Below are 11,884 nucleotides of genomic sequence, written 5' to 3'. Positions count from 1 at the left end.
CTTGCTGGCCATGGGCTCAGCCCAGGCCGACGACCCGATGATGCTGCAACGCGTGCTGGTGGACGGCTCGCGCACCAACCAGATGGGCGTGGCCGATGCCGCCAGCGCCGGCAGCGTCACGCAGGACGAACTGGCGGCGCGCACCGTCTATCGTCCCGGCGAAATGCTGGAGGCGGTGCCGGGACTGGTGGTGAGCCAGCATAGCGGCGAAGGCAAGGCCAATCAGTTCTACCTGCGCGGCTTCAATCTCGATCACGGCACCGACTTGCGCACCACGGTGGACGGCATGCCGGTCAACCAGCGCAGCCACGCGCACGGCCAGGGTTGGACCGACCTGAATTTCCTGATCCCCGAACTGGCGGTGCGGCTCGACTACAAGAAAGGCCCCTACTCCGCCGAGGAAGGCGACTTCGCCTCGGCCGGCACCGCGTCGGTGGTGTATGCCAACCGCTTGTTGCAGGGCGTGGCCAGCGTGGCGGCCGGCCAGAACGGCTATGGCCGCGCGCTGCTGGCCGATTCGGCGGAGACATCGCGCGGCAGCCTGCTGTACGCGGTCGAGGCCATGCACAACGACGGCCCGTTCACGCGGCCGGACGATTACCAGAAGCTCAACGCCGTGCTGCGCTACAGCGAAGGCTACGCCAACAACGGCTTCAACGTCAGCCTGATGGCCTACAGGGCCGACTGGAACTCCACCGACCAGATTCCGCTGCGCGCGGTACGCGACGGCCAGATCGGCCGCAACGACGCCATCGACAACACGGACGGCGGCAAGGCCCACCGTTACAGCCTGTCCGGCGCCTGGCGCCGCACCACCGACGACAGCGCATCGAAAGTCAACGCCTACGTCATCGCCAACCAATTGGACTTGTGGTCCGACTTCACCTACTTCATGGACGATCCGGTGCACGGCGACCAGTTCGCGCAGCCGGACAAGCGCGTGACCAGTGGCCTGAATGCCTCGCACAGCTGGCACCATCACACCGACACCGGCAACACCGAAACCACCGTCGGCGTGCAGCTCCAGAACGACAACATCTTCAACGGCTTGTACCACACGCAGGCGCGCCGCACGCTGTCGGTCACGCGGCAGGATCACATCGTCGAGTCCAGCGCCGGCCTGTTCGTCGAGAACAACACACGCTGGAACGCGGCCTTCCGCACCGTGGCCGGCGCGCGCCTCGACAGCTACCGTTTCGACGTCCGCAGCGATCTGGCGGCCAACTCCGGCAAGGCCAGCGACCACCTGGTGAGCCCGAGCCTGAGCCTGATCTACGGCCCGTGGCAGAGCGCCGAGGTGTACGCCAACGTCGGCAGCGGCTTCCACAGCAACGACGCGCGCGGCGCCACCATCACCATCGATCCCAGGACCGGACTGGCGGCGGACAAGGTGCGGCCGCTGGTGCGCTCGCGCGGCATGGAGCTGGGCGCCCGCACCGCGTGGCTGCCGGGGTTGCAGACGTCGCTGTCGGTCTACCGCCTGGATTTCGATTCCGAACTGACTTACGCCGGCGACGCCGGCAGCACCGAGGCCGGCCCGCCGAGCCGCCGCTACGGCGTGGAGTTCTCCAACTACTACAAGCCGCTGAAGTGGCTGTCGGTGGACCTGGATCTGGCCTATGCGCGCGCCCGTTCGCGCGGCGACGTCGCGGAAGGCAGCTACATCCCCGGCGCCATCGAAGGCACCGGGCAACTGGCCGTGACAGTGGATGACGGCGGACCGTATTCCGGATCGCTGAAGCTGCGCTACTTCGGCCCGCGCCCGCTGATCGAAGATAACAGCGTGCGCTCCAGCGCCAGCATGACGCTGAACGGCCGCTTCGGCTGGAAGATCCGCAAGGACCTGCGGCTGGAGCTGGAAGCGTTCAACCTCACCAACCGCCGCGATTCGGCCATCGACTACTATTACGAGTCGCAGCTGAAGGGCGAAGCGGCGCCGGTCGCCGACATCCACTTCCACCCGATCGAATCGCGCTCCGTGCGCGCCACGCTGATCAAAAACTTCTAGGCCGCGCCGCGCTCATTCAGCATGACGAAGCTGCGCTGGTGCCACACCGGATAGGCCGGCGGCACATCGCTGGCCTGCTCCAGCAGCGCGTTCTGCTCCGGCGTCAGCGACCAGCCGGTGGCGCCGATGTTCTCGATCAGCTGCCGCTCGTCGCGCGCGCCGATGATGACGTTGGAGACGGTCTTTTTCCCCAGCAGCCAGTTCAGCGCGATCTGCGGGATCGACTTGCCGGTCTGTTCGGCCACCACGTCCAGCGCCTCGACGATGCGGAACAGCCGTTCCTCTTCAAAGTGCGGACCGGTGCCGGCGATGTCGTGCGCGCGTGTGCCTGGTTTGGCCGGCTGGCCGCGGCGGATCTTGCCGGTCAGTTTGCCCCAGCCCAGCGGACTCCAGACCACCGCGCCCACGCCCTGGTCTGCCGCCAGCGGCGCCAGTTCCCATTCATAGTCGCGGTTCAGCAGCGAGTAGTAGATCTGGTGCGCCACGTGGCGCGGATAGCCGTAACGGTCCGCCACCGCCAGGGACTTCATCAGATGCCAGCCGGAGAAGTTGGACGCGCCGATGTAACGCACCTTGCCGGCGCGGACCAGCTGGTCCAGCGTGGACAGCGTTTCCTCCACCGGCGTGTTGTAGTCCTGGCCGTGCAGTTGCAGCAGATCGATATGCTCGACCTGCAGCCGCTTGAGCGACTTGTCGACCGCGTCGATGATGTGCTGGCGCGACGAGCCAAAATCATTCGGTCCGTCGCCGGTGGGGAAGGTTACCTTGGTGGAGATCAGCAGGCGGTTGCGCTTGCCCTTGATCGCCTCGCCGAGTATCTGTTCGGCCAGGCCGTCGGAATACACGTCGGCGGTGTCGAACATGGAGACGCCGTGTTCCAGGCACACATCGATCAGGCGCGCGGCGCCGCCGGCGTCGGTGCTGCCCCAGGCCTTGAAGAAGTCATTGCCGCCGCCGAACGTCGCCGTGCCGAAACTCAGTTCCGGCACGCGCAGGCCGGATTGTCCAAGACGCTTGAAATTCATCGCAATCCTCCTAAGATGGCGCGCGCCCCGGGGCGCGCTGGAGTTTGATTGTACATTTTTCGCCGGCGCGGCGCTGCCGCTAAGGGACCAGCAACGCCGCCAGCCTCTCGTGGTCCACCGGCTTGACCAGCAGGGCGTCGAAGCCGGCCGCCAGCGCATGCCGCCGGTCCTGCTCCTGCCCGTAACCGGTGACGGCAATGATGCGCGCGTCCCGGGTGGCGGCATGCTCGCGCAGGTGACGCGCCAGCGTGTAGCCGTCCATCACCGGCATGCCAATATCGAGCAGGAACACCTCGGCCGGCTCCAGCACGGCGCGCTCCAGCGCGGCCAGCGGATCGTGCTCCACCCGCACCGTGTGCCCGGCAACGCGCAGCACCGCGGCCAGCGCCTGCGCGGCATCCTCGTTGTCGTCGACAATGATGATACGCCGCGCCGCCGGCGCCGCCGCCGATGGCGGGGGCTGCCCGGCCGCTGCGCCCGGCCCGGCGGCCAGCAACGGCAGCCGCACCGTGAACAGGCTGCCCTTGGCCGGTCCGGCGCTGTGCACCGCCACCGCGCCGCCATGCAGTTCGGTCAGCCGCTTCACCAGCGACAGGCCGATGCCCAGGCCGCCCTGCTGGCGGTCGATGCCGCGCTCGCCCTGCACGAACAGATCGAACAGGCGCGGTATCAGTTCGCTGTTCAGGCCTATGCCGTTATCGCGCACCCGCACCACCGCCTGGCCATCCTCCACCGACAGCTGCAGATCGATGACGCCGCCCTCCGCCGTGTAGCGCGCCGCATTGGTCAGCAGGTTGACAAACACCTGCACCAGCCGTTTCTCGTCGCCGGACACCATGGTGCGCTCCGGCGTCAGGTGCATGGTCAGCTGGTGGGCGCGGCGCCTGATCAGCGGCAGCACCTGTTCGGCGGCCCCGGCCAGCGTGGCTTTCAGATCGACCGTGGCGCGCTCCAGCTCGATCTTGCCGCGGGTGACGCGCGACACGTCCAGCAAATCATCCAGCAGCCCGGCCATGTGCTTGACCTGGCGGTCGATCACCTGGCTCATGCGCAACATGTGCTCGTCGCCGTGACCGATCCGCATCAGCAGGCCCGCCGCTGAACTGATCGGCGCCAGCGGATTTCGCAACTCGTGCGCCAGCATCGCCAGGAAGTCGTCCTTGTGCCGGTTGGCCGCCTGCAGCGCGGCTTCGGATTCCTTCTGCTGCTGGATGTCGATGGTGATGCCGTCGAAGCGCGCCGGCAGGCCCTCGCCGTCCAGGTAGACCCGGCCCTTGGCGCGAATCCAGCGCGAACGGCCGTCGCCGGCGAGCGTGCGGTATTCGACGTCGTAGTCCGCCTGTTCCTCCACCGCGCGGCGGATGGCCTCGCGCACGCGCGGCCGGTCCTCCTCGGCAATCAGCCGGTAGAACAGGTCGATGTCGATCTCGGCGTCCGGCGGCAGGAAGAATTGCGCCTTGCAGGTGGCATTCCAGTAGATGGCGTCCAGCGGCAGCGGGCAGTAAAAGATGCCCAGCCCGGCCGCGTCCACCGCCAGTTGCAGGCGCTGGTCGGCCGCCGTGGCCTTGGCGTCCGACAGGCGGCGCTGCGTTTCGTGCTCCACCGCGCGCCGCTCGGCATTCTTCTGCAGCGAGACATCGATGGCAATCCCGCGCAGCTGCGTCACCACGCCATCCGGACCGGCGGCCGGGGCGGCGCGCAGCTCCAGCCAGAGCGGCTCGCGGTCCGGCAGCGTGCGTTGGACCGTCTCGACGGCGGCGCCGCCGGCGGCCAGCGCCGCCGCCCGCAGGCTGGCCAGCCGCGCCTGGTCGTCGCGGTCGATGACGTCCCACCCCCCATCCAGTTCGGCGCGGCTGGCGTGGAACACCGTCTCCGCGTTGTCGAAGAACGCCACGCGGTCGCTGGCCAGGTCCCACACCCACATCGCCATGCGGGCCGCGGACAGGCCCTGTTGCAGCCGCAGATGGCTCTCGCGCAGGGCGTCGCGCATCGCCTTCTTCTCGGTGACGTCGAAGCCCTCGACGAAAATGCCGGTGACCCGGCCGTCCTTGTCCCGCACCGGCTGGCAGACCAGGTCCATGTACAGCTGATCGAGTGCGCCGTGTGGCTGGCGGCGCAGTTGCAGCGGCACGTCGTAGGCGGTGCGGGGAATGCCGGTGCGGTAGGCCTCGTCGAGGGTCGCCAGTATGCCCTGCCCCTCCAGCTCGGGAAAGGCGCGCCGGATCGGCTGGCCGATCACCTGGCGATGGCCGTGGAAGTGGCGATGCGATTCGTTCTCCAGCACATACACGTGCTCGGGGCCGCGCAACATGGTCATGAAGCCGGGCGCCTGGTCGAACATCTCCTGGAAATTGGCCAGGGTGTCGCGTTCGCGGCTCAGCCGCTCGTCGGCCAGCGCGCGCTCGGCCAGCGCGGCGCGGCGCGCCACCCGCCGCACGGCGGCCCCCAGGCCGCTGAACAGCACGCCGACGGCCAGAAAGGCCGCGACGACGATGCGGTCAGCCGGGTCGTCGATCCAGAATTGGTACGTGGGGCCGAGGATGTAGATGCCATACGCCACGCCGCCGCCCAATACCACGGCCGCGGCGGGCCAGCCGAGCAAGGCGGAAGCAAGGGCGGCGGTCGGGACGAAGATCAGAAACGGCGCCCGCGCGCCTATCAGCAAGCTCAATAGAAGCTGGAGGCCGGTGGCCATCGCCACCAGGGCGATCGCGATCAACAACTGCCGGCGCAGCGTGACATCCTGAATATTGATGAACATTCCCCCCCTTGCAGCGGATCATACAGGACTGGCGCCCTATGCCGCGCAAGCGAGATCATCCCTGCCCGCTCACGGCGCCCAATCCTTGTACGGGTTGTCAGCCGGGTTGCCGGAGGTGTCGGTCCAGATATCATCCGGCAAGGCGCGGTCGCGCAGCATGACCCGGTCGTGGTCTGGATACGTGACTTGATCGACCGGCGCGCGCGTGCCGGCCACCAGGCAGCGCGCCGCGGCCGCGCTCTTGTTCCACAGGTAGTGACCGACGGCGCTGCCCTGGGGGAAGGCCGCGGCGTCGCCGGGACCGAGCAGATATTCGTCCGTCCCTTCAATCACCGTGACTTCGCCCTCCAGCACGTACACGAATTCGTCCTCGGCGGCATGCCAGTGCTTGATGGACGAACGCGTGCCCGGCGCCAGCACGTGGACGAAGGCGCCCAGCGCGGTCAGCCCGGCGGGCTCGCTAATCCATTCCTCGCGGTTGCTGACGCCATCACGGGACGTCTCTATCGTTTCAATGTGTCTTTGCGCGGCACGGATGACAGGCATCTCGGCTCCTCCAGTGGGTGGTTGGTCACGGCGCCAGCGCGGCCTTGCGGGCGCGCGAGCCTTTCAATACTTTTTGCGGCACGTCGTTCAACTCGCGCAGGAAGGCGCGCCGCATCCGCGCCTCGTCGCCAAATCCGGTCTGGGCGGCGATGCGCGCGGCCGACGAATGGCCGCTTTCGATCAGGTTCTTCGCCGCCTCCACGCGCAATTTCTCGATCGCCTTGGCCGGCGACAGGCCGGTTTCCGCCTTGAAGGCGCGGCTGAAGTGACGCGGGCTCCAGTTGACTTGATCGGCCAGCAATTCTACCGTTAACGACTCGTTTAAATTGTCACGGATGAAGGCCAGCGCCTGCTGGATGCGTTCCTGCTTGGCGTCGATCTCGGCCAGCACCGAGAACTGGCTCTGGCCGCCCGGGCGGCGGTGACTCAACACCATCGCCTTGCAGATCATTTTGGTCACCTCGGGGCCGACGTCCGCCTCCACCATGCTCAGCACCAGATCCATTCCCGCCGTCATGCCGGCCGAACTCCACACGTGGCCATCGCGCACGAACATCCGGTCCGGCACCACCACGGCGCCGGGCAGCGTGCTCATTAACTCATCTGTATGGAGCCAGTGCGTCGTCACTTCGCGCCCGTCGAAGGCGCCGGCCGCGCCGAGCAGGAACGCGCCGGTGCAGATGCTGGCCACGCGCCTGGATTCCTTGAGCGCCCGGCGCAAGCGCTCGGTCAGTTCCGGCCACGGCGTGGGGATGCCGGGCATGCTGGCAACGATGATGGTGTCATAGCGCTGCTCTTCGAATTTCTTTGTATCAACTCCGATGCCCGTCATGCTAGGGACGATGCCACCGCTCATGGAGACGATCTCCAGCTCGTAGGTGCCGGGGGCGAAGTGGTTTGCCATGCCCAGCACGGTGGCGACCGACAAATCCAGCACGTTAAACCTGGGGAAAATGATAAGTGCTACTTTTGCTGCCATAACTGACTCCGTGAGAACAAGCGCGACCACTGACTATTATAAAAGACGTCACAGCGCGCCAGCGGCAGACCTGTCTGCTTGATCATGACTTGTCTGTTTTTGTCGTTTGTTTGGCTGCCTCCGGCGCCCGCGCCTTCGTATAATCATCTCCTATGCTAACCGGAATCCTGCTATTTGCCTCGCTGCTGGGGATGAGTTATGCCGCCAGCGGTCCGGTACTGGAGTCGGCCGCCGCCATGACGGTGTTGCAGACGCCGTGGTTCCGGCTGCTCTTGGCGGGGCTGGCGGCCCTGTCGCTGTGGGCCTGGCACAAGCATCGCCTGCGCCAGGCGGCGGAGCAGGCGCACAGCCGTTTGCAGGAGCGCCTGGACGAGCGACATCGCATCGCGCGCGAACTGCATGACACGCTGCTGCAATCGGTGCAGGGCCTGATCCTCAAGGTGCAGGCGGTGGCGCTTGGCCTGCCGAAGGAAAAGCATGGCTTGCGCGCGGAAATCGAGAGCATCGTCAGCCAGGCCATCTCTTCGCTCGAAGAGGGGCGCGACCGCGTGCAAAACCTGCGCGCGCCCAGCCCGCACGATATCACGCTGGAAGCCGCATTGACCGAGGCCGCCGACCAGTTCGCCGACGAGTACGTGAAAGAACCAGCGCGCATCCACATCGTGGGCGCGGCGCGCGAGCTGCACTGCATCGTCCGGGAGGAACTGGGCGCGATCGGGCGCGAGGCGCTGATCAACAGTTACCGCCACGCGCACCGGGCGGTGGAGGTTGAACTGCGCTATGGACGCTGGCATGTCAGCCTGTCGATCACCGACGTGGGGCCGGGCATTCCGCGCTCGGTGCTGCAGGCGCGGGGGCGCGCGGGCCATTGGGGCTTGCCCGGCATGTTTGAGCGCGCGGCAAAGATCGGCGCGCGGCTGGCGCTATGCAACGTTAGCGGTCAGGGCGCGCGCGTCACCGTCACGCTGCCCGCGCGGCTGGCCTACCAGCAGAAGCCGTGGCGCTCGCGCGGTCCTTGCGCAAAGACTTAAACCGCTTTCCAGCCGTCGCCGCAGGACGCGCCGCCGTGATTCAGATCACGTTAAAGCCGTGCGTACCATCCCTGGCTAATTGCGCCACCAGGCCGAACTCCCAATCCAGATACGCTTGCATGGCCTCCGCGCGATTGTCCGTGCCTTCGTATGGGCGACGATAGCGGTCGATCAGCGGCGACGCCAGGCGCGTGGCGCCCGACTCCACCGGCTTGCCGTCCGCGAGCCACGCGGCCGTGCCGCCAGCCAGCACAAACACCGGCAACTTGGTCAGCGCCTTCAGGTCGGCGGCGGCATAGCGCGCCAGCAGGCTGCTGCCGCAAGTGAGCACATAGCGCTGCACGCCGTCCGGCAGCTGCGCCAGCGCGGCCGCCAGCTGCGAGCGCAACGCGAACCAGGCGCCGGGAATGTGCCGCTTCTGGTAGTTGACGCCGGACGTGAAGTCCAGCACCGCCACCTGCCCCGGCGCGCTAGCCAGCCATTGCGCCAGCGTGTCGACGCTGATCTCGTTCACCTGCGGATGCGGCGGCAGCTCATCCCGCCACGCGCCGGCGACACTGAAGTCCGCCGGCTCCAGGCCGTCCACCACATACACGTCGTTGTTCATCTGCCTGAGCCAGTGCGCGGTAAGGTTGGCGCGCACGCCGTCGCTGTCCGCCAGCACGATGCGCGCGCCGCGTACCGGCGCGAACTGCTCGGTTTCCTGCACCAACTGCCCGCCCGGCGCGGAGCGGAAGTGCGGCAGCCTGCCGTCGGCGTACTCGCCGGGACTGCGCACGTCGAAGAAGTAGTTGGTGCGCGCGTGCTCCGCATGCAGCGCCGCCAGTTGCGCGCGGTCCAGCCGCCTGACGCCGGCGCGGTCGGCCAGCGCCCGCGCATCCCGCGCCGCCACCTGCCGGTTGGCTTCCCGCGCCGGCGGATAGCTGCGCGACTGGCCATGTTCCAGCTGCTGCGCCGCCAGCGTCCAGCCGATGGTGCCGTTGCGCAGCGCCGACACCGGATTCGGCACGCCGGCGTTGATCAGCGACTGCGTGCCGATGATGCTGCGCGTCCGTCCCGCGCAGTTGACGATGATGCGGGTGGCCGGATCCGGCGCCAGCTCGCGTGCGCGCAAGGCCAGCTCCGCGCCCGGCACGCTGATGCTGCCGGGGATGCTCATGGTCTGGTATTCGTCATAGCGGCGCGCGTCGAGGATGACGATGTTGTCGCCGCGGTCGATCAGCGCCTTCACCTCCGGCGCGGACAGCGATGGCGTATGCCGCGCATGCTCCACCAGTTCCCCGAAGGACTTGCTCGGCACGTTCACGTCGCGGAACAGCTCTCCGCCGGCGTCGCGCCAGCCGGACACGCCGCCCTCCAGCAAAGCCACATTGGTGTAACCCAACTGGTGCAGCTTGAGCGCCGACGGCAACGCCAGTCCCTCGCCATCGTCCAGCACCACGATCGGCACGTCGCGGCGCGGCAACCTGGTGTAGGCATCGGCTTCAATGCGGCCGTACGGGAAATTGGCGGCGAACAGCGGATGCGCCTGCGCGTGCGGATCCTCCTCGCGCACATCCAGCAAGGCGATTTCCCGTCCCGCCAGCAGCTCCGCCCTCACCTCCGCATAGCCGCGATACGGGATTTGCGGCGCATAACCGGAGCGGAATGGCTTGACCTGGCCGTCCAGCGTGTAGACATGGCGGTCCACCGCGCCGATATCCGCGCCGTACACGTGAATGCCGACGGATACCCGGTCGCTGTAGGCATTGTAGACCTGATGGATATCGCCCAGCGTTGGCGACACCGCCACCACCGTACCCGTCTCCAGCCGCTGCGGCTCGCCGTGACGCGCCAGCGTGCCGTCCGCATTGCGGCGGAAGTCGTGCGATATCTCGGCGCCGCGCAGCAGGCCTATCAATCCCCATACCGTGTGGTCGTGTATCGGCGTGGATTGCCCCGGCCCCCAGACAAAGCTGACCACCGAGAAGCGCGCGGCCGGATCGCGGTACAGCAGATACTGGCGATAGAACTGTGGATGCGGCGCGGCCGCCTCCGGCGGCAGCCAGTCGTCATGCGCCACCAGTTCACGCAGCGCGGCCGAGCCCTGCTCGACGATCCGCGCCTCGTCCTGGCCGATCATGCGTTCCAGCTGGCTGACGAAATGCCGCAGGCGCGGCGGCAGATCGCGTTGTTGTGCTTCACTCATCTTGTCTCCTCCTTACGCGGCCTGGCGGCGTGCGGCGGTGTTGCGGTTTTCCGGCACGTCCAGGCCCAGATTACCACGCAAGGTGCTGTGTTCATACTCCTCGCGGAACAGGCCGCGCTCCCGTAGCACCGGCACCACTTCGGCGACAAACGCGTCCAGCTGGCGCGGCAGCGATTCAAACAGGATGAAGCCATCGGCCGCGCCGCCCTCGAACCAGCGCTGAATGGCGTCCGCCACCTGCACGCCGGTGCCGACGAATTCGCGGCGGGGGCTGGCGTGGCGCAACGCGGTTTCGCGCAGCGTCAGCTTCTCCTCGCGCGCGGTGCGGACGATGCGCTCGGACGAGCTGCGGTTGCTCTCGGCGCCGTGGTGGGCGATGTCGGGGAACGGGCCATCCAGCGGGTACTGGCTGAGGTCATGCTCGTTGAAGGAACGGGCCAATGCCACCAGGGCGTCTTCAATCCTGATCAGGCTCACGGCTTCCTGGTAGAGATGTTCCACCTCTTCCCCGGTGCGGCCGACGATGGCGCGCAGCGCCGGCAGCACGTTGAGCCGCTCCGGCGCGCGGCCAAAGGCGGCGGCGCGGCGCCTGATATCGGCGTAGTAGGCTTGCGACGCTTCGAAGGACGCGTTCTCGGTGAAGAAGGCGTCCGCGTGGCGGGCCGAGAAATTGCGGCCGTCCTCCGAGGCGCCGGCCTGGAAGATCACCGGCTGCCCTTGCGGCGAACGGCTGATGTTCAGCGGGCCGCGCACCGAGAAGAATTCCCCCTTGTGGTTCAGCGTATGCAGCTTGGCCGGATCGAAGAACTGGCCGCTGGCCTTGTCGCGCGTGAGGGCATCGTCTTCCCACGAATCCCACAGGCCGCGCACGGTGTCCAGGTGTTCGGCGGCGATGCGGTAACGGACTTCATGCGGCGGGTGCGACGGTTTGCCGTAGTTTTCCGCGCTGCCGGACAGCCAGGACGTGACCACGTTCCAGCCGGCGCGGCCCTTGCTGATGTGGTCCAGCGACGCGAACTGGCGCGCCACCGTGTACGGCTCGCTGTAGCTGACGGTCAGCGTGCCCACCAGGCCGATGTGGCTGGTGGCGGTGGCCAGCGCCGACAGAATAGTCAGCGGCTCGAAGCGGTTGAGGTAGTGCGGGCTGGATTTTTCGGTGATGTGGACACTGTCGGCGACGAACAGGAAATCGAATTTGGCCTGCTCCGCCAACCTGGCCTGGCGCAGATAGAAGTCGATATTGGTGCTGGCGGTGGGGTCGGCGTCCGGGTGACGCCAGTCGCCCCAGCCGGGGCCAACGCCGTGCAGGATGAAGCCGAGTTTTAGTTGTCGGGTGCTCATGGTGG

Annotated in this window: 8 protein-coding genes; 2 read left to right on the top strand and 6 right to left on the bottom strand. The window is 67.4% G+C overall.

What is annotated here, in order from left to right:
• The first annotated feature begins 10 nt into the window (after positions 1 to 10).
• The gene (locus FHW58_RS03485) at positions 11 to 2,008 is read left to right on the top strand and encodes a TonB-dependent receptor (protein ID WP_229265039.1); all 1,998 of its coding nucleotides are present in this window, start codon (positions 11 to 13) and stop codon (positions 2,006 to 2,008) included.
• Here FHW58_RS03485 and FHW58_RS03480 read toward each other — a convergent pair.
• The 4 genes from FHW58_RS03480 to FHW58_RS03465 all read right to left on the bottom strand — a co-directional run bounded on the left by FHW58_RS03480 (position 2,005) and on the right by FHW58_RS03465 (position 7,319).
• Entirely contained in the window at positions 2,005 to 3,033 is a 1,029-nt protein-coding gene (locus tag FHW58_RS03480) for an aldo/keto reductase (protein ID WP_179671663.1), read from the bottom strand. The genes FHW58_RS03485 and FHW58_RS03480 overlap by 4 nt on opposite strands.
• A gap of 79 nt (positions 3,034 to 3,112) precedes the next feature.
• Complete coding sequence (locus tag FHW58_RS03475) at positions 3,113 to 5,794, bottom strand: ATP-binding protein (protein WP_179671662.1); 2,682 nt, start codon at positions 5,792 to 5,794, stop codon at positions 3,113 to 3,115.
• Positions 5,795 to 5,863: 69 nt separating this feature from the next.
• Complete coding sequence (locus FHW58_RS03470) at positions 5,864 to 6,340, bottom strand: cupin domain-containing protein (RefSeq protein WP_179671661.1); 477 nt, start codon at positions 6,338 to 6,340, stop codon at positions 5,864 to 5,866.
• 25 nt (positions 6,341 to 6,365) lie between these two features.
• Positions 6,366 to 7,319, bottom strand: a complete 954-nt coding sequence (locus FHW58_RS03465; RefSeq protein ID WP_179671660.1) for a GlxA family transcriptional regulator — start codon at positions 7,317 to 7,319, stop codon at positions 6,366 to 6,368.
• Between the two features lie 152 nt (positions 7,320 to 7,471).
• Here FHW58_RS03465 and FHW58_RS03460 point away from each other — a divergent pair, with 152 nt between their 5' ends.
• On the top strand, positions 7,472 to 8,350 hold the full coding sequence (locus FHW58_RS03460) for a sensor histidine kinase (protein WP_179671659.1): 879 nt from the start codon (positions 7,472 to 7,474) through the stop codon (positions 8,348 to 8,350).
• 40 nt (positions 8,351 to 8,390) lie between these two features.
• On the opposite strand, the gene FHW58_RS03455 is transcribed toward FHW58_RS03460, so the two are convergent.
• Together FHW58_RS03455 and FHW58_RS03450 are read right to left on the bottom strand one after the other, a co-directional pair.
• Positions 8,391 to 9,974: a rhodanese-related sulfurtransferase gene (locus FHW58_RS03455; protein WP_373996660.1), complete on the bottom strand. Its 1,584-nt coding sequence runs from the start codon at positions 9,972 to 9,974 to the stop codon at positions 8,391 to 8,393.
• 576 nt (positions 9,975 to 10,550) lie between these two features.
• On the bottom strand, positions 10,551 to 11,879 hold the full coding sequence (locus FHW58_RS03450; protein WP_179671657.1) for an LLM class flavin-dependent oxidoreductase: 1,329 nt from the start codon (positions 11,877 to 11,879) through the stop codon (positions 10,551 to 10,553).
• Positions 11,880 to 11,884: the final 5 nt, after the last annotated feature.

It is taken from the genome of Duganella sp. 1224 (assembly GCF_013408245.1).
GTDB lineage: Bacteria > Pseudomonadota > Gammaproteobacteria > Burkholderiales > Burkholderiaceae_D > Rugamonas.
This window is presented reverse-complemented; position numbering and strand designations above follow the sequence as displayed.